The organism is Paenibacillus lutrae (assembly GCF_009757775.1).
Classification (GTDB): Bacteria; Bacillota; Bacilli; order Paenibacillales; family NBRC-103111; genus Paenibacillus_F; species Paenibacillus_F lutrae.
In genome coordinates, this window is the sequence record NZ_RHLK01000008.1 from 100,426 (window position 1) to 119,139 (window position 18,714).

At 49.9% G+C, this 18,714-nt stretch carries 16 protein-coding genes and 1 pseudogene; 12 read left to right on the plus strand and 5 right to left on the minus strand.

Going from position 1 to position 18,714, the window contains the following annotated elements:
• The first annotated feature begins 4 nt into the window (after nucleotides 1-4).
• From EDM21_RS15270 to EDM21_RS15280, 3 genes are all read left to right on the plus strand, one after another.
• On the plus strand, nucleotides 5-1,132 hold the full coding sequence (locus tag EDM21_RS15270) for a Gfo/Idh/MocA family protein (RefSeq protein ID WP_157336742.1): 1,128 nt from the start codon (nucleotides 5-7) through the stop codon (nucleotides 1,130-1,132).
• Nucleotides 1,133-1,281: 149 nt separating this feature from the next.
• Nucleotides 1,282-2,484, plus strand: a complete 1,203-nt coding sequence (locus EDM21_RS15275; protein ID WP_157336744.1) for an MFS transporter — start codon at nucleotides 1,282-1,284, stop codon at nucleotides 2,482-2,484.
• Nucleotides 2,485-2,601: 117 nt separating this feature from the next.
• Nucleotides 2,602-3,723, plus strand: a complete 1,122-nt coding sequence (locus tag EDM21_RS15280; RefSeq protein WP_157336746.1) for an ROK family transcriptional regulator — start codon at nucleotides 2,602-2,604, stop codon at nucleotides 3,721-3,723.
• 124 nt (nucleotides 3,724-3,847) lie between these two features.
• Here the strand turns inward: EDM21_RS15280 and nagA are convergent, their stop codons facing one another.
• Genes nagA through EDM21_RS15295 form a run of 3 tightly spaced genes read right to left on the minus strand, consistent with a single transcriptional unit; the run spans nucleotide 3,848 to nucleotide 6,622 of the window.
• Complete coding sequence (nagA, locus tag EDM21_RS15285; RefSeq protein ID WP_157336748.1) at nucleotides 3,848-5,038, minus strand: N-acetylglucosamine-6-phosphate deacetylase; 1,191 nt, start codon at nucleotides 5,036-5,038, stop codon at nucleotides 3,848-3,850.
• Nucleotides 5,035-5,763, minus strand: a complete 729-nt coding sequence (nagB, locus tag EDM21_RS15290; protein WP_157336750.1) for a glucosamine-6-phosphate deaminase — start codon at nucleotides 5,761-5,763, stop codon at nucleotides 5,035-5,037. The genes nagA and nagB overlap by 4 nt, the downstream gene beginning before the upstream one ends.
• 1 nt (nucleotide 5,764) lies before the next feature.
• Nucleotides 5,765-6,622 carry a MurR/RpiR family transcriptional regulator gene (locus EDM21_RS15295; protein ID WP_157336752.1) on the minus strand — a complete coding sequence of 286 codons (858 nt, stop codon included), beginning with the start codon at nucleotides 6,620-6,622 and terminating at the stop codon, nucleotides 5,765-5,767.
• Between the two features lie 283 nt (nucleotides 6,623-6,905).
• On the opposite strand from EDM21_RS15295, the gene EDM21_RS15300 reads away from it, so the two are divergent.
• From EDM21_RS15300 to EDM21_RS15320, 5 genes and pseudogenes are all read left to right on the plus strand, one after another.
• Entirely contained in the window at nucleotides 6,906-7,598 is a 693-nt protein-coding gene (locus EDM21_RS15300; protein ID WP_157336754.1) for an HAD family hydrolase, read from the plus strand.
• A gap of 257 nt (nucleotides 7,599-7,855) precedes the next feature.
• Nucleotides 7,856-8,548 (plus strand): response regulator transcription factor, encoded by a 693-nt coding sequence (locus EDM21_RS15305; protein ID WP_157336756.1) that lies wholly within the window; start codon nucleotides 7,856-7,858, stop codon nucleotides 8,546-8,548.
• A gap of 24 nt (nucleotides 8,549-8,572) precedes the next feature.
• The gene (locus EDM21_RS15310) at nucleotides 8,573-9,670 is read left to right on the plus strand and encodes a sensor histidine kinase (protein ID WP_157336758.1); all 1,098 of its coding nucleotides are present in this window, start codon (nucleotides 8,573-8,575) and stop codon (nucleotides 9,668-9,670) included.
• A 112-nt stretch (nucleotides 9,671-9,782) separates the two neighbouring features.
• Nucleotides 9,783-11,741: pseudogene (locus EDM21_RS15315) on the plus strand (FAD-dependent oxidoreductase).
• A gap of 199 nt (nucleotides 11,742-11,940) precedes the next feature.
• Nucleotides 11,941-13,167 (plus strand): ArnT family glycosyltransferase, encoded by a 1,227-nt coding sequence (locus EDM21_RS15320; RefSeq protein WP_338043997.1) that lies wholly within the window; start codon nucleotides 11,941-11,943, stop codon nucleotides 13,165-13,167.
• 226 nt (nucleotides 13,168-13,393) lie between these two features.
• Here EDM21_RS15320 and EDM21_RS15325 read toward each other — a convergent pair whose 3' ends face one another.
• Both EDM21_RS15325 and EDM21_RS15330 read right to left on the minus strand, forming a co-directional pair.
• Complete coding sequence (locus EDM21_RS15325) at nucleotides 13,394-14,953, minus strand: flotillin family protein (protein ID WP_157336761.1); 1,560 nt, start codon at nucleotides 14,951-14,953, stop codon at nucleotides 13,394-13,396.
• Nucleotides 14,954-14,973: 20 nt separating this feature from the next.
• The gene (locus EDM21_RS15330) at nucleotides 14,974-15,513 is read right to left on the minus strand and encodes a protease (RefSeq protein ID WP_157336764.1); all 540 of its coding nucleotides are present in this window, start codon (nucleotides 15,511-15,513) and stop codon (nucleotides 14,974-14,976) included.
• 335 nt (nucleotides 15,514-15,848) lie between these two features.
• On the opposite strand from EDM21_RS15330, the gene EDM21_RS15335 reads away from it, so the two are divergent.
• The 4 genes from EDM21_RS15335 (at nucleotide 15,849) to EDM21_RS15350 (ending at nucleotide 18,652) form a co-directional block, all read left to right on the plus strand.
• Complete coding sequence (locus EDM21_RS15335) at nucleotides 15,849-16,544, plus strand: glycosyltransferase family 2 protein (RefSeq protein WP_157336766.1); 696 nt, start codon at nucleotides 15,849-15,851, stop codon at nucleotides 16,542-16,544.
• 14 nt (nucleotides 16,545-16,558) lie between these two features.
• On the plus strand, nucleotides 16,559-16,951 hold the full coding sequence (locus tag EDM21_RS15340) for a DUF2304 domain-containing protein (RefSeq protein WP_157336768.1): 393 nt from the start codon (nucleotides 16,559-16,561) through the stop codon (nucleotides 16,949-16,951).
• Nucleotides 16,948-17,319, plus strand: a complete 372-nt coding sequence (locus tag EDM21_RS15345; protein WP_157336770.1) for an EamA family transporter — start codon at nucleotides 16,948-16,950, stop codon at nucleotides 17,317-17,319. Before EDM21_RS15340 ends, EDM21_RS15345 begins: the two co-directional genes overlap by 4 nt.
• A gap of 97 nt (nucleotides 17,320-17,416) precedes the next feature.
• A complete protein-coding gene (locus EDM21_RS15350) occupies nucleotides 17,417-18,652 on the plus strand; it encodes an ArnT family glycosyltransferase (RefSeq protein WP_157336899.1) in 1,236 nt (411 codons plus the stop codon).
• Nucleotides 18,653-18,714 lie beyond the last annotated feature (62 nt).

Sequence of the window (18,714 nt, forward strand, 5' to 3'; positions counted from 1 at the left end):
TCTCATGAAAACTGTAAAAATCGGTCTGATCGGTGCCGGCCAAATCGGCAAACTGCATTTGGACGAATATAAAGGCATCCCCGGAGTCGAGATTATCGCGGTATGTGATGTGAACGAAGCGGAGGCGCGCCGCGTATCGGAAGTGTACGGGATACCTCACGTATACACCGATTACAACAAGCTGCTAGAGCGCGACGATCTGGATGCCGTTGATGTATGTCTGCACAATAATCTCCATGCTCCGGTATCGATTGCAGCTATGCAGGCAGGCAAACATGTCTACTGTGAGAAGCCTATCGCGGGCACCTATGCCGATGGCAAGTCCATGGTCGATGCATCGCTGGAAACCGGCCGTCATCTTCATATCCAGCTTGCGACCCTATACAAGAAAGACACGAAGGTAGCCAAAGCTCTTATAGAGGGCGGGGAGCTCGGTAAACTGTTCCATGCCCGTTCTACCGGCTATAGACGGCGTAACAGGCCTTTCGTAGACGGCTACGGCACACCGGCCTTTACACGGAAGGCAACGGCTGCTGGCGGCGCACTGCTGGATATGGGCGTCTATCACATCTCCAGAATGCTGTATTTGCTGGATATGCCCAAAGTGGAGCGTATTTCCGGTAAGTTGTATCAGGAAATGGATATGGATCAAGGGCGCCGGGAATCGTCCGGATTTGATGTAGAGGAACTGGCGCTCGGTTTTGTGCGATTTGAGAAAGGCATGACGATGGACATCGTGGAATCCTGGGCGGTTCACATGAATACGTTCGAGGGAAGCTCCATTCTGGGCTCAAAAGGCGGCCTCCGCCTGCCTGTCAGTGCTCCAGGGGAGAACAAGCTCCACTACTTCTCGACGCGCTGTGATATGGACATGGACACAAGCATAGATGTCGATGCAGCAGATCTGCGCTGGCACCGGATTCGTGAAGGCGAGGATGCCTACGACTCTTCTCAGAGGCACTGGATTGCCGTACTGCAGGGAAGAACCGAGCTTCTTCCGACCAAAGATATTGCTCTGCAGACGATGCTGATCAGCGAAGGCATGTATCTGTCAGACGCTATCGGGCGCGAAGTCAGTGTAGATGAAGTGGCTGCAGCACTAAAGCCGCAGAGTGAGCGCATGGATGCTTAAGCGGCTGCCATAGCCGTCAGAGGCTGACACGGCCCTGCGGTCCATAAGAATACCATGGGGGCCAGGGAGCGGCAGCTTTTCCGGCCCCAACTGGTATGACGGATCAGCCCGTCCCGCTTACGAACCGAATCATAAAGGAGTATACTCTCATGACGACTGGAGCCGCCGACCGGCGCTCATTTACAATGTTTAAGCTGTACATAATATTTTTGTACAGCGCATTTTCTCTCTTATTTACTTACTTGCCGCTTCTATTCCTGAAAAATGGACTGACGCCCTTCCAGATCGGGATGCTGATGGCGGGCGGTCCGTTTGTTTCTATTCTGGCGAATCCGTTCTGGGGTTACTGGAGCGATCGTACGCAGAACATCCGCAAGATCTTGATCGTTCTCGTCGTCTGCAGCCTGGTTGTCGTTCAGCCTGTTTTTCATCTGCAGTCTTTTTCATGGCTGTACGTCGTTCTGCTGATGTATTTCTTTTTCCAAAGTCCTATTTTTTCTCAGAGCAACAGCCTGATTCTCAGCACCATCGAGAACACGCCTTATAAATTCGGCACTTTCCGGCTGTGGGGATCCCTGGGATGGGCATTTGCCGCTGTTCTGGCGGGGCCTTTGCTGACGAAGATCGGCATTGAGAATTTGTGGTGGCTGTACAGCGGTGTCCTGCTGACTTCACTCTTGTTCGTGTTTAGCATTTCACAGCCCAAACAGGCAGCTTCTGTGGGAACGATCCCCGGTGGCGGCTTTCGTAATCTAATCAAGAACCGGACCTTTCTCCTGCTGCTCCTGCTCGGTATTCTGATCTCGGTTCCGAACTCCATTAACTCTACATTCGTTTCGATTTATTTGACACAAATGGGCGGGTCGGCAACGTGGATCGGGTGGGCGGCATTCTTGTCTTCTGTGTTTGAGGCACCTGTGTTCTTGCTGTTAGACCGCTATCTCAAAAAAGATTCAAGAACCATGTTTGCATGTTTAGCCCTGGTCAGCCTGCTGTTCAGCATCCGCTGGATGTTCATGACAGTTGTGGACAGTCCGGCCCAGCTTATCTTTATTCAGCTCTTTCACTGTTTGACGTTCGGAGGCTATTATTACATCGGGACGAATTTGACCGCACATCTAATTCCTTCCCAGTTCAGAGCTTCGGGTCAGGCGGCTTTTGCGCTGACTTGGGGCGGTGTCTCGGGGATTTTTGCCGGATTTGCGGGCGGCTGGATGTATGATACACTGGGGGCGGCCAAAATGTACGGAATCGGAGCGGGCGTTTCGCTGATTGGTATGACAGGCTTTATTCTGATCTGGCAGGGACTGCGGCGCAAAGCTCATAACGGGGACCAGGAAATGACCGTGTAATTTACTAGGGAACTGCTTTAACCTGCAATTGTGAAATCTTAGACAGCCAGACTGCAAAGTAGGTGAAAAGGAGTAACAAAATGAATGAGAATATGGCTTTGCAGGGAGTAGGTAACTATGAACCAAATCGGCAATCAACAGATGCTGCGTGAGATTAACAAATCTTTGCTGCTGAATTATATTTATGAGCAGGGCCCAATCTCCAGAGTGGAGCTGGCCCGCAAGACAAGGCTGAGCCCAACGACCGTTTCCGTCTTGATGGAGGATGCTATCCAGGAGGGTCTGGTGCGTGAAACCGGTACGGCCGGTTCAGGCGTCGGCCGCCGGATGACGCTGCTGGACATTCATGCGGAAGGAGGCTGCGTCCTGGGCGTAGATTTGTCCAATGCGCCTGCGCGCTGTGTCCTGCTGAACCTCCGGGGCAAGGTGCTCGCAGCGGAGCGGCTCGAGCCGCTATTCGGCGAGGATACGATTCGGATCGAGCTGCCCAAGCTGATTCGCTCTTTTCTCAGCAATCAGTCTGCTCAGCTCAGTACTATCCGCTGGATGGGCATTTCCATTCCGGGCCGTATCGACGAGAAACGGGAGAATATCGTCAACTCGACGTATCTGGGCCTCCAGAACTTTCCTCTCCGTACTCTTCTTTTCGAAGAATTCGGTATTCCGATGCATCTGGTCAATGATCTTGACGCTGCGGGCTTTGCCGAGCGCTTTAACGGTGCGGCTAAAGGTTTGCAGACCATTGTTTATATCCTTATTGATTATGGAGTCGGTGCGGGGCTTGTGCTCAATAACCAGATCTACAGGGGCCGGAATGAACGTGCAGGACGCATTCAGAGTTTTGCTCCCTACAGCACCAAATACTTGTCCAAACGGCTGCTGGAGTCGTATCCGGATCACTTCAGCGATATGGATCCTACCCATATCATCCAGCGGTTCGTGGAGCTGGGCATAGGGGGCGTGGAGCCGCTGGCGTCCGAACTGAACGGGATCATCCAGGGCATAGCCGCGTACTGCGGCGATGTGCTTCAACTGCTGAGTCCGGAGCAGCTTATTCTGAGCGGCTGGATCGCGCAGAATGAAGCGTTCTTCAGCAAGCTGGCCGAGGAGATTCAGAAGTCGGAGGCTGCGCTCGTGCCTACACCGGTGAAGGCGCCTCAATGGAAAGAGTACGGAGCGGCAATCGGCGCCGCCACGATTGGTCTTCACCGCATGTTCAAATCCCGTACGATGAGTTAAGGGAACGGATAGAGCCGTCGCCGCTGGTGAAGCCGGTGATCAAAGCATAACCCGCAATAAAAAGCAGCCTCCGGGATTCCACATTGACAGTGGAGGACGGAGGCTGCTTCTTTATAGCTATAGTTTATTTGAAATCAAGGGAAAGCTCACGGCCCAGTACCCATACGCGTTCCAGGTTCAGGGAAGGGCTGATCAGCACGAGGTCAGCCTGTTTGCCGCGCTGAATGGAGCCCATGCGATCCGCCACACCCATCTGGCGGGCCGGGTTGCCGCTCGCATATTCACTTGCCTGCTGGACACTGACGCCGACGCGGTTGACCAGGAATTTGAAGCCTTCGATCATCGTCAGCGTGCTTCCGGCCAGTGAGTTGCCCTCTTTGAGCCGGCAGACGCCGTCTGTCATGATGACATCCAGACCGCCAAGCTTGTAGTTGCCGTCTTGCAGGCCGGCAGCGGACATCGCATCGGTGATCAGAATGAGGTTATGTTTCGTCTTGGCCATCGTCAGCAGCTTAATGCCTGCCGGATGTACGTGTACGCCATCCGCGATGATTTCCGCGTGGATGCGCGGATCTGTCAGCACCGCTCCGACCGTACCCGGATTGCGGTGGTGAAGCGGAGTCATCGCGTTGAAGGTATGCACCGCATGACTGAGACCGTGATCGACAGCACGCGAAATGGTATCATAGTCAGCGTCCGTATGGCCTGCAGCCGCCACGATTCCGTTGCCGCTCAGCCACTCGATCACTTCAAGAGCCCCTTCCCGCTCGGGGGCGAGTGTCATCATTTTGACGACGCCGGGGAAGCGCTCCTGCCAGTCCTTAAGCCATTCCGTAGTCGGCAGCGCGATATACTCGGGGTTCTGGGCGCCGCTCCACTTCGGCGATATGAAGGGGCCTTCCAGATGCACGCCGAGCAGCTGTGCATAAGGCATTCCGGCGCGAATATACGCATCGGTTGCCGTGATGGCCGCATCGAGAGCTTCCTGCGGGCCGGTAACCGTAGTTGCGAGCATCGCAGTCGTACCGTTCGTGCTGTGAAAACGTGTGATCGTATCCAGCGATTCCGCGGATGCATCCATGAAGTCCGCGCCGGCTCCGCCGTGAACGTGGACATCGATGAAGCCCGGAAGCAGCCAACTGCCGCCTGCATCAACAGCTCCCGCAACGTCCAGCTGCGCGGTTTCATCCGCACTGTATATCTGCTCGATCCGTCCGTCTACGGCCAGTACGGAACCGTTCTCGATGATTCTGTTCTCGGTTACAATACGGGCATTGGTGATGAGAACGCGCTCTTTACCGTTTAACGCGCTCATTGAAACAACCTCCCAGCCTCAGCGTCAAGAAGAACAACCAGATTCGGGTGAGTCTGCAGCAGGCTTGCCGGACATTGGGTCGTAATCGGACCTGTCAGCGCGCGGTGAAGAATCTCCGCCTTATCGGCGCCGCGTACGACAAGTAGCAGCATTTTGGCTTTTAGAATGGTGCCTACGCCCATTGTAAGAGCATGAGTCGGAACATCGTCGATCGAAGGGAAGAAGCGTGCATTTGCTTCCCGCGTCTTATGATCGAGTTCAACCAGGTGCGTGCCGTTCTGCAAAGAATCGGCCGGTTCATTGAAACCGATATGTCCGTTATGTCCGAGACCGAGGATTTGCAGGTCCACCTGCTTGACTCCCTCCAGTTCGCGGTTATAGCTCGCGCACTCTTCCTTCAGATCCGCTGCGTTGCCGTTGGGGATCCGGATCCGTTCAGGAGCTGCATCGATGTGACTGAACAAGTGTTGATTCATATAGGAATGGTAGCTTTCCGGGTGATCGACGGGAAGGCCGACATATTCATCCAGATTGTAAGTGGAGACGGATTTGAAGCTGACACGGCCCTTTTTATAAGCTTTTACCAGTTCTTCGTAAATGCCGATCGGTGTGCTTCCAGTAGCCAGACCCAGTACGGCATCCGGTTTCGTCTGTACAAGAGCGGCAATAATCCCCGCACCTGCCTCGTTTAATTCCTGCTGGCTGCTAAACTGATGAATGATCATTCTATTCTCTCCCTTTGCTTCGATATTTACGGACCATTTGGTACGTTCTTTCCAGACGAGGTACATGTTCGTCAAAACGTTCACTGACCATACTCGTGAACAGGATGTCAATGACATGCAGCTGAGCGATGCGGGAAGCCATATCGCCCCGGCGCATTCCTTCTTCCAGTGTCGATGCAAACAATTGGATGTCGGCAAGATCCGCCAGAGGATTCGAACCATACTTGGTTAAACTGATGGTAGTAGCCCCCTGTTCCTGAGCGCAGCGGAGGGCTTGTATGGTCTCAGGCGTGTCTCCGGAGTATGAGACCGCAAAGGCGACATCTCCGGGAACCAGATTGGAAGCGGACGTAACCTGCATGTGCGGATCGGACAAGGCGTTGGCATTTTTGCCGATCCGGACGAGTTTCTGGTAGAAATCAAGGGCGACGACTCCGGATGTAGCCACACCGTACAAATCAATCCGGCGCGCATTCTGCAGGGTGTCGACGGCCAATTGGACCTGCTTCAGGTCCAGCAGGCGGGTCGTGTCTGCGATGGAGCGCATGTGATTGGCTTCGATAGCCGATACGATCTTGTCCAACGGATTGCCGGCTACGATGTCCTGATAGGACTGGCCCGACGGCTGCATGGCGAGTTCGGCTCCAAGCTGGAACTTGAAATCGGTGTATCCCTGGAAATGAAAAGATTTGCAGAAACGTGATATGGTGGCAGGACTCGTGGTGGAGTGCTCTGCGAGCTCAGTGATTCCCATCCGGACAACTTGATTCGCGTGCTCCAGAATGTAAATGGCGAGAACCTGTTCCTGACGGTTAAGCCCGTGCTTTTTTTCCTCAATGGCACGAAGAATACTGGACATGGGAAATCGCACCTTCTTGGAAAAAATTTTAGTGAAAATATATCTCTTGAAGAAAAAGATTTTCATATTCATTTTAAAATATTTTCGGGGGAACATCAATAGAGATCTTCTTTTGCGGGCTTTTAAAGTTCAGTAATCTTTGCGCTGCTCCCTATGTGCACGAATCTGTGGCTGGGGGCATGCTTGGATAGCTGTCGATGGGTAAAGATGTGAGACGTTTCATTGACAAGCCGCCCCCCGGTTTGCGATGCTAAAAATAAAAAATAGGATGTGGAGAACAACTATGAGCAGAAATGAGAAACCCGAAGCCATGCTTTTTGACCTCGATGGAACGTTGTTCAAGACAGAAACACTCCTGCTTCCAGCTTATCATGCCACTTTTGATGCGCTTCGCGAAGAAGGGGTTTATGAAGGGCCGACGCCGCCGGACGAAAGAGTTCTGGGAGGGCTTGGTATGCTTCTCGAACAGATCTGGGAAAGAGTGCTGCCGGATTCATCCGCTGAAGTGAGAGACCGTGCCAACGAGCTCCTTACGCTTGAACAAGACAAGCGTCTGGCGCAGGGTGAAGGCATGCTTTACGACGATGTGGAATCTACCCTCAAAGCCTTGCATGACGAAGGAATCCGCTTGTTTGTAGCAAGTAACGGGCTGGAGGACTACGTGAAGGAAGTGATTAGACTAAAGGGCCTGGCCCCTTTATTCACCGGATTGTACAGCGCGGGCGAATACAGAACCAAATCCAAGGTCGATCTTGTCAAAAGACTGCTGGAGGACCATGACATTCAGCATGCCTGGATGGTCGGCGACCGTTCTTCGGATGTGGAAGCGGGTCATGGCAACGGCCTCCGAGTCATCGGTTGTGATTATGCGGGATTCCGTTCGGATAACGAATTGGATTCAGCGGACATTAGAATCTCCTCTTTTGCCGAGCTGCTGCAGCTCCTGCCGGGCAAGGAATGCGGAAGCGGTGTTTAATCTTACTTTTATAGAGTAAAGACATGTATAACTCCCTGCAAGCAGGAATGAATTCCTGTTTGTGGGGATTTTATGTTTCTAGTACACGAAATTAGTGAGCATTATGTTGTGTAGACGATTGTCAGACCCTGGAGTTTGCGATGCAGGTGAGGAAGGAATTCGGGCAGCATGCTAAGACTTTCGTTATTTGGATGTGCTATTCTAAAGACTGTGCCGTAACAGGATATATATGGAAAAATGGATAGGGAGGGCTATATATGTTTGGTGGAACGATTCTCTTAGTTGACGATGAGAAAGAAATTGTCGATCTTCTGGAGATCTATCTAAAAAATGAAGGCTACCAGTTATTAAAAGCAAGCAACGGGGCCGAGGCCTTGGAGCTATTAAATTCTCACGAGGTTGACTTAATTATTCTGGATGTAATGATGCCGCAGATGGATGGGATAGAGGCTTGTATGAAAATCCGTGAGGAGAAGCAAATGCCGATTATCATGCTATCTGCCAAAAGCCAGGAGATGGATAAAATAACGGGACTCAGCATCGGGGCGGATGATTATGTGGTCAAACCGTTCAGTCCGCTTGAAGTTATGGCCCGAGTCAAATCCCATCTTCGGAGGTACAGGCAGCTTAACGCTTCAGCCGTCAAAAATGATAATGAGATCATTATTGACGACCTTATCATTAATATGGCAACGCACAAAGTGACTGTTGATCAAATTGATGCCAGGCTGACACCGCGGGAATTCGCTATTTTGCAGGTATTGGCAAGAAACCGCGGGATCGTGCTCAGTATGGAGAAAATCTACGAAACGGTCTGGAACGAGCCCTTCTGGGAATCTAACAATACCGTAATGGTTCATATCCGCAAAATTCGTGAGAAAATCGAAAAAGAACCGAGTAATCCTCAGTATATTAAAACCGTGTGGGGAATCGGGTATACCATTGAGTAATAACATTCGAAAGGGGGGCTGCAAATGAGAAATAAATTTATTGATACCATGCGCTGGAAGTTTATTTATGTTTTTTTTCTTAGCATTGTACTTGCAGCAGCGACACAATTATTGATGTATCAAGTGATGCTGATTCTGATCTATATAGAGCCGTTTAGAGATCCCCTCAGGTGGGTGGTCAATACCATAGGTTCTACTCCTGTTATGGTTTTCATCGGGGCTTTTTTGTTTCTCTGCTTCTTTTTTTTATTTAGCAGAAAAATCATAGGCTATCTGGAAGAAATTACGCTCGGTCTTCAGGAGATCGCAAAAGGCAATCTCAACTACGAAATTGTCGCAAGATCTTCAGATGAATTAGGCGTAGTCGTGGATAATATTAATCAAATGACAAGAAAACTGAGAAATTCAATTGAGGAAGAGCGAATAGCCGAACGAACCAAAAATGAATTGATCACCGGTGTTTCCCACGATCTTCGGACTCCGCTTACCTCAATACTCGGTTATCTGGAATTAATTGAATCAGATCGTTATAAGGATGAGACAGAGCTCAGGTATTACACCAATATAGCCTATGAAAAAACCAAGAACTTAAAAAAATTAATTGATTATTTATTTGAATACACATCCCTGCATGAGAATGCCTCGGTTCTTAAGGCGAACACAATAAATATTAACGGTTTTTTAAAACAGCTCGCAGAAGAATTTATACCCGCGCTAACTAAAGCGGGAATGTCTTACCGTTTTGGTTCCGATAATGAGATGGTTTACATCCAAGCGGATGCCAATCAATTGGTACGTGCTTATGAGAATTTAATTTCCAATGCCATTCGTTACGGTAGAGAAGGCAAATTCGTGGATATCCAGATTAAAACAAGCAATGGCGAAGCAATCGTGGAAATTATTAATTATGGCGAAGCAATCCCTGAAATGGATTTGCCGTACATCTTCGATAGATTTTATCGTGCTGAGAAATCAAGATCTTCGCAAACAGGAGGCACCGGATTGGGACTGGCGATCGCTAAAAGTATCATTGAAATCCACGGGGGGCAAATATCCGTTCAAAGTAATAAGAGCAGAACCCTTTTCGAAACAAGGTTTCCATTGATTTCAGCTAATGCTTAATAATCATTAAGAATTACTTAAGCGGTTCGTAAGTGGCTGTAAACGACACCTTAAGATTTAGCTAGTATTCTTGTTTGTACAAGATATTCAAAAATTCAAATCGAGGTGCAGTATGTCGCGAAGCAGAATCGTATTCTTAGCTCTCTTATCTGTGGTTATTTTCGGTATTGGGGGAAGCTGGCTGTACAACAAAGGATCAAAGGAAGATAACGGATCCAACATATCCGTCAAATCTGCAGCGGCGGAGCAGCGCCAGGAACTTAAGAAGGTCGTATCTGTAGAGAAGTTCAAGGATAACTATGACGTAGTTGTGGTCGGTACAGATCCAGAAGGAATTAGTGCGGCTGTCTCTGCGGCACGCAATGGACTCACAACATTGCTGATCGATAGCAGGAGCCGTGAAGTACTGGGGGGCTTGATGACAGTAGGCTGATTGAACAGTATTGATATGAACTGGGTTAAGCCAGACACCAGTCTGCCGGGAAATCAACAGGATTACTTAAATCAAGGAATATTTGCTGAATGGTACAAACAAATAGAAGGCCATTCGTTTGATGTCCGGACAGCAGCCAATAGCTTCTATGAGCTGGTTAGCTCCGAGGAGAACATCGATGTTTCCATGGAATCGAAATTTGTTGTGCCTATTGTTAAAAAGACAGGGGAATATCCGGTTGTGGAAGGAATTAAGGTGACCGCGAAAGACGGTACCCCACATAACATAGCAGCCAAATCTGTGATTGATGCTACACAGGATGGTGACATCGGTGCAGCGGCTGGGGTCGAATTTACAATAGGCCGCGAAGACTTGGGGGATATCAAATCTTCAATGGCGGTAACCGCTGTATTTCGTTTGAGAAATATCAATGCCAAAGCTTGGAACCTCATCTCCAAACGGCTTAATGAAGACGGGAACGCAGGCACAGGAACCGATAAAATGTCGGCGTGGGGATATGGCGCTGAGATGAAAGGGTACGTGCCGCTTAACAAGGAACGTGCCATGATGCGAGGGCTGAACATAGGCAGGCAGAATGACGATACAATTCTGATTAATGCGCTGCATATTTTTGGGATTGATGGCCTAGACCCTGCTTCACATAAGGAAGCAATGAATATCGCTAAGGAAGAAATCCCGAATGTTGTTAAATATTTAAATACCTTCCCCGATTTTAAAAATGCCGAGCTGGATGGCATAGCTTCTGAGTTATATGTCCGAGAAACACGGCACATGAAGGGCTTATACCGCTTGAGTATTATAGACTTGCTGGAAAATCGCGACCAGTGGGACCGGATCGCATTCGGTTCTTACCCCTCAGATATTCAGAAGACTTCACCCGCAGATCACGGTGCGATTCCCGTTGATCCGTGGCGTTATGCGGTTCCATTCCGCAGTATCGTACCGCAAGCTGTCGATGGTTTGCTTGTAGTGGGGCGTTCCGCCAGCTATGATACGCTGGCACATGGGAGCGCACGCGTCATTCCGACGGGAATGGCAGAGGGCCAGGCTGCTGGCGTTGCCGCCAAGCTTGTCCGCGAGAATAACATAACCTTCCGCCAATTGTCCGAATCGAAGCCTTTGATTGCTGAACTGCATAAACAAATGAATGACCAAGGAATGGATATAAAGCCTTATACATTGCCCAAGCCGGATTTTATGACACACAAAAACTATCCTGGGCTGAAGGCAGCCGTATATATGGGACTTGCTTACGGTTCTTACGGCAACCAAGCTTTTGATTTAGACAAGGTTTCTAATGTTCAAAGGATGGTTAACCAAATAAATAATATGAAGAGGGTTTACACATCTCATTTTACAGGCAATCCTTCTGAAGCACTGCAAGGTCTGGAGGGACCCGATAAAAAACCTTTGAGTCTGCAACAAGCGAGCTTCACATTAGCCAAAGCAATTGGTTTAAACGCAACGTTAGAGGAAGCCCAAACTTTACTTCAGGCTAAAGGGATGATTACTAAAACTTCCGTTGATCTTATAGGAGATAAACATAACTTAACCAACGGAGATGTTTATATGCTGCTCAATGATGCAGTTGGCCATGTAGTTGGTAACCAGTTCTAACATTGTAAAAGAAGATGTTGGCGCATTCGTGTCCTGATATGTTGCAAGGGAGGTGTCTATAGTCATCCTCCCTGAACACAAGCGGAATCAGCGAATTGATAGAATCTGGCTCGATTTAATTGTCGGAAGAAACTTTTTAAGGATATGGATCGTCTATGAGTATACAAATTTTGTAAAGGGGGCCGCATTCTTGAAATCAGTGCAGCTGGTAAAAATATTACTTATCTGGTTTGTCCTGATTATAGCGCTTGTTCTGAGGCTTACATACGTGCTTGGCAACGAATATGAACCTTTGGAGTTCGATCAGAAGAACTATACCGTGATGGCCGAGCAAATCATTGAACAAGGGGTATACGGTTATCTGAGTACGGAATCCAATACATATGTGACACCGGGTTTTCCTTTATTTCTGACCGCAATTTTAGCAGTGTTCGGCTACACGGATATCGAGCAGACCTATATGGTTGTGAGAGTTTTACAGGCGTTTATCAGTTTAGCGGCAATAGGATTTCTTTATAAAATCGGAGACAGGCTGTTCAATTGGCAGACGGGCATCGTGGCAGCTTTGATGGCAGCCGTATACGCGCCTTTTATTTTCGTGACGTCACTAATCCTGACAGAAGTTATCTTCATGGCTTCTTTAATGGCGCTCGTCTACTATCAAGTGAAGATTATTCAGGAAAACAAGCGTAAGGATCACTTGATAGCCGGAATATTGCTGGCGCTTTCCGTGCTGATCCGGCCTAATATTCTCCTTATCGCTCCCGTGCCTTATATCTTCCTCTGGTTTCAGTACCGCAAACCGTTTGTCAAGGAAATCGGCTGGGGTGTGCTTGCTTTCGCAGTAGGAATGCTGCCCTGGTGGGTACGCAATCTGATGACGTTTCAGGAATTTATTTTTTTGTCCAAAGAGGGGGCGGCGAACCCGCTGCTTGGCGGAACTGACCCTTATATGAAAGGGACGCTGGATTGGAGCCGCATTGATCCGAATGATCAGAAGGGTGAAGCGATCCGGCGGATCAAGGAGGGACTGCAGAACGATCCGGCTCTCTGGATCCGGTGGTTTACGGTAGGTAAACTGAAGGAGATGTTCTGGAATCGGATTTATATGGGGGATTATCCCGGAACGGTGGCTGGCTGGTATGCGCTTATGCTGCCCAAGATTCATAAGCTGCTGGTGCTGGCAGGTCTGATGGGCTCGTTAGTGAGCTGGTTTATCAACAAAAGCTACCGGTATCTGGCCGCGATCTTCTTTATTATGCTCGGCACCCAGCTTATGTTTATACCGGAGCCGCGTTATACGATCGGCATGATGCTGCTGCTGATGCTTATGGTAGCCGGACTGCTCGTTCAAGGGATTACTTACGCCTCTGGCAGGCTGGGCTCAAGTCGTAGAGTACGACGGGCTGAGGCGGGCGGGCGCTGATAAGAAAAAGCGCGTTCCCCTTAAGAACGCGCTTGCTTGTGAAGCAGTCCCTGCGGCAACTGACAGCAGGGTGGCGCATGCAAGAGGAAGGTACCCTCTTGCAGACTAGACCTTGAAGCGGCATTCTGCATTAATCGGGCTGCGATCATACGTGCCAGTTTCATTGGGAGCCGAGGGCGGAGAATCAGCCGTGCCGATATGTCCGCTGCTCGGACCGCTGCTCCAATCAAGCTTTACCCGGCTCGGTCTCCTTGGCGGCCGCTATAGCTTCAGCAGCGGGAGTATCCGCCGCAGTCAACAAGGGCCGGGACGGCTGGTGGGCTGCCGGCTGGGGCGCGCGTGTCGTCAGCCCTTTGATGAGCTGCTCAACGTCGATCCCGGAGACATTCTTCAGCATCTCAGGGGCGGTCGCCATCAGCGATGTGACGTAATTACTGAGGCGGGCAGCTCCTTCACCGTGACCGGTATCGACCACCGTCAGTTTGTCGATGTTCTTGATCGGTTCGGCAACTTTGCCGGCCAGTTCAGGCAGCATCTTCACGATGATGTCGAGCACGGCGGCTTCGCCGAACTTCTCGAAAGCTTCGGCCAGACGCTGCTTCGCTTCGGCTTCGGCCAGACCGCGCAGCCGGATTACATCGGCTTCTGCCGTACCGCGCGCCCGTTCGGAGTCAGCGATCGCCAGACCGTCGAGGCGTTTCTGTTCGGCGTTGGCCTTGGCTTCCGCCTCGATGCGGAACTGCAGCGCTTCGGCTTCGAGCATCTTGCGGGATTTCTCCGCTTCCGCGGCCTGCACGACGGAGTAACGGTCAGCGTCCGCTTTCTTCTTGACTTCGGCATCATATTGTTTTTCGCGGCGCAGGATTTCTTTGGTTTCCAGATCGATTTCCCGTTCTTTGCGAACAAGCTCGACACGCATCTGCTCTTCGACTACGCTCTGTTTGGAGCGTGCCTCCTGGATATGATAAGCCTGATCGGCTTCGGCCTTCGCCATATCCTGATCTTTTTTGAAGGCAGCGACTTTCAGTTCTTTCTCTTTGCTTGCTTCGGCAATGTTCGTGTCACGCAGAAGCTCAGCCTTCTGTCCTTCTTCCTCGGCCTTTGCCTTCTGGATACGGGAATCCCGTATAGCTTCGGCTTCGGCGATATCGGCATCCCGCTTCACCGCTGCGATCCGGGGTTTACCAAGCGCGTCCAGGTAACCATGCTTGTCGCGGACATCCTTGATCGTAAAGGATACGATCTGAAGGCCCATTTTCTTAAGATCGCGGGCGGCTACGCCTTGTACCTCTTGGGCGAAGCGGTCCCGGTTGCGGTAGACTTCCTCGACGGTCATCGATCCGAGGATGGCGCGGAGATGGCCTTCGAGCACTTCCTGCGCTTCACTTTTGAGCGCTTCGGTCGGTTTACCGAGGAACTGTTCTGCGGCAGTTGCCACATCTTCGACAGAGCCGCCGATTTTAATAATCGCGACCGCATCTGTCATGACTGGCACACCTTGCTCTGTATAAACCTCGGGAGTCATGACATCGAGTTTATGGGAGAGGAGGGAAAGAAACTGCGACTGCTGGAAGATAGGCAGGATGAACGCCCCGCCGCCGCGCACGATTTTCATTTTGCGGCCGGATTCGTCGATGCTGACGTTTCTGCTGCCAAGGAAAGAACCCGTAACAATCATGGCTTCATCCGGGGAAACGGTTTTGTAACGGGCCCAGAATGCGATACCGAGTATGAGGATGACAGCAACGATAATTCCGGGGATAAGCACAACATCTGATAATAACATAGGCACAGCTCCTTTGTTGGTTAATTAAACTCGGATTCGGAATCCAGTGGAGAAACAAGCAGGATGCCGTCCTTGACATCGACGACAACGACACGCAGATGCGAAGCGATGGTCTTGCCGTCAAAGCTTGCGGCAATCTGGTTCGTCACACCGCCGCCAATGCGCAGAATGACTTCCCCGTGCCCGGTTGCGGGTACAGGAACGTTTACTTCACCGATCTTACCGACAAGGTCCTGAATAGAGAAACCGACGGAGTTCTCGCTGTTGGCCATAGGTTTGACATACACCAGATACGTGAGCATGGACAGTGCAGCTGCGATCAGCAAGGAGGCGGTCCCTGTCTGCAAAGGGGAGAATTCCGTGTAGCGGGTAAGGAGGATGCCGGCTCCTCCGAAGGTCGTAATTCCGCCGACAAGGACGGCAGGCTGGAGTACGGGCATGTGATGACCGCCTGCAGAATCCAGAAATCCGAAGAGGTGGCCGAGTATCTCACCGAAAATAAGTGTAACCAGTGCAAACAGGACACCGGCGATAAATAGACCCCAGTACCAGGTTTCCATATCATCCCTCCCTTATCAAATACTGGATGATGCTATAAAATTATATACGCTTTCAAGAGCGGATTGGTTTCGTTCCGGCTCAGCAGTGGGTAAAGTCCTGTATACATATGCTGGAAGTTGCCATCGAGATAACTGTTCAAGTTAATCAATTTGCACTATAATGATTCAGTGTTCGTACAGCAGGTTGAGAACTACTACAAAGGTCTTTTCGTTACAAGATGCTGACAAATTGCTAAACCAAAATTATAGAAAACGATGAACCTAACAGAACCTGACAACAAGAGAGATCTGGACATAAGAAGGGGTTAGTCGGATAGAGAAAAGGAGGAAACCGTATGTCCAGACAAAGCGACGTGCTGATTATCATCCCTGCTTATAATGAAGAAGACGCGATCGAGCAGACGGTTGAACATTTAAAACGTTATACGGGTTATGACTATTTGATCGTCGATGACGGGTCAACGGACCGGACGTCAGCTATCATAAGAGAGCGGGGGTATAACGGAGTTCGTCTGCCTGTTAATCTGGGTATCGGCGGTGCGATGCAGACCGGCTACCGCTATGCTGCGCGCCATGGCTATGAGTATGCCATCCAACTGGATGCAGACGGACAGCACGATCCCCGCGATATAGACAAGCTCGTGCGTGAGATCCGTACATCGGATACGGATATTGTAATCGGCTCCCGCTTCGTGGAGAAAAGTTCTTACAAAAGCAGCCTGCCCAGACGTATCGGCATTTACTATTTTTATATGCTGATCCGCCTGCTTACAGGCAACCGGATCTTTGACCCGACATCGGGGTACCGGATTGTGAACCGCAATATTATTAACGAGTTCTCTAAGCAGTACCCCGTGGATTACCCGGAAGTGGAAATATTGGTATCCATGGCCCGCAGCAAGTACCGGATCAAAGAAATTAGCGTGGAGATGAAAAAACGCCAAGGCGGTGTATCTTCCATCAATGTGGTGAGGTCGGTCTATTATATGCTGAAGGTGACCATGTTTTCCATTATCCGGAGAAGCTTCTAGGGAGGGTCCTTACTTTGATTCAAGGCATTACGATTGGAATTACGGTCTTATTCCTATTCCAGATATTATATTATACGAGCAAGAATAAGCTCAAAGACCGCCATGCCTTTACTTGGATTCTCATAGCAATTGCAGGCATTATTACCGGCATCGGTATTCCGCTTCTGAACCGGTTTGCCCTTTGGATCGGCGTGTCCTACATGCCTTCGCTCATCTTCCTGATTGTGATCGTCGTGATGCTCAGTATGCTTGTTCATCAGACCATCCAGTTGTCGAAGCAGCAGGATATGATTAAGACGCTCGCCCAAGAGCATGCTTATCTGGAGAACGAAGTCATGCTGCTCAAACAGCAAAGCGAGAGCGGGCCTGATACTTTTACACATACAGGGAGACAAGAAAAGCCATGAACCCGGTACATATCGGATTGATCTTATTGAATACGCTCATGCTGGTGAGCGGGCAATTTTTATGGAAATACGGGCTTTCCCGCAAAACAGATCCATTTGAAAATCTGCAAAGTATCATTCATCTGATGTTTTCTCCTTTTATTCTGGGAGGACTTTTCATTTATGGACTGGCTACGGTCCTCTGGCTGTTTATTCTGAACAAAGTGGACATCAGTATCGCCTATCCGATGCAGAGTATTGCCTACCTGATCACCGTAATCGGCGCTTACTATATGTTCAACGAGCAGCTCTCTTTACTCAAAATAGCAGGGTGTATCGTGATTCTGATCGGTGTAGGAATGATCGGACTTTCGGCGCGTTATTCGTAACGCGCTTCTATTTTTTGAGGGAACCTGGCAATGAATTGACAAGGAATAATCAGGTGCGGTAAGGAACTGGTAAGAAAGGGGAGTAAGAGAGTCATTGATGTGGAGGAAACTGCGTTCTCTTTCGGTGCGTTCCTGGCTGGGGATCGTTCTGCTTGTCTCAACTTTGCTTAAAATCATCGAGGTTCTGATCAACGGGCACTCATACAGCCTTGGATCAGACGATAAGTTGTATATCGAAACGGCCCGTATCTGGCTTGAAGAGGGCATGTTAACCTACAACGATCCGACGCGTCCTACGATGTTCATTACGCCGGCTCTTCCGGCATTTATCGCGATTTTCATGAAATGGCTCGGCACCGGTTATGAACTGGAGCAGACTTTGCGGATTGTTCAAGTCCTTATGGTTACTTTCGCGCTCTATCTTTTATTTCAAATCGGCACACGTATTTTTAATGAAAAAGCGGCGCTTCTGGCAGTCACACTCACCGCGTTTTATTTACCCATGTGGCTCGTATCGTTTCTGATTTTGACCGAGGCGTTATTTGTATTAGCGGTTATGCTTTTGATTTACACGGCTCTAAAAGCGATGGATAAACCGACGCTCGGCGTAGCGGCAGCCTTTGGACTTGCCTGGGTATTCGCTGTGTACGTCCGGCCTACGATTGCGCTCTGGCCCGGACTATTTCTTCTTCTGCTTCTTTACTGGCGGACGGTTCCGTGGAAAAAGCTGCTGACGTGCCTGTCCGTCGCTTCTGTTATTTTCGTGCTGTGTCTGCTGCCTTGGTGGGTCCGCAACTATGAGGTGTCCGGCGGCCGTTTCATTCCTTTGACCCAGTCAAGCGGCAATCCGCTTCTGCTCGGGACGTTTCCTTTCGGGCCGCCTACGATTGAGGAGCAGAGGACTTGGCCGAGGTCTGATCATCTAGCTGAGAATGACGCGTATGATACAAAATGGGCCAAGGAACGAATCAAAGAAGGGTTTACCGAACAGCCGCTTTATTATTTGCAGTGGTATACGGCAGGTAAATTCACTATGTTCTGGGGCGATGTTTATTACTGGGTTAAAGTACACGGGATTAACATTATCCCGGTTATCTTGATGCACTATTTCATCCTGATCTACGGATTCAAGGGAATCTGGCAGTCACGCCGTAATCGTCTTACTCTGCTGCTGACAGTCCTGTTTGCTTATATGACGCTGTTACACATGGTTTATTTGGCGCATTCCCGCTATACGGTCCCGCTCATGCCTTTTATGGCCTTGTTCGCTTCCTATGCGATTCTGAACCAGTGGAACAAGCGGAATAACCCGCGGATAACCGGGGACATCTAGGGGGAGGGCAGTCACCCGGCTTGGCCGGGCAATTGCTTCATTCTGCTGCTGAATAGAATACA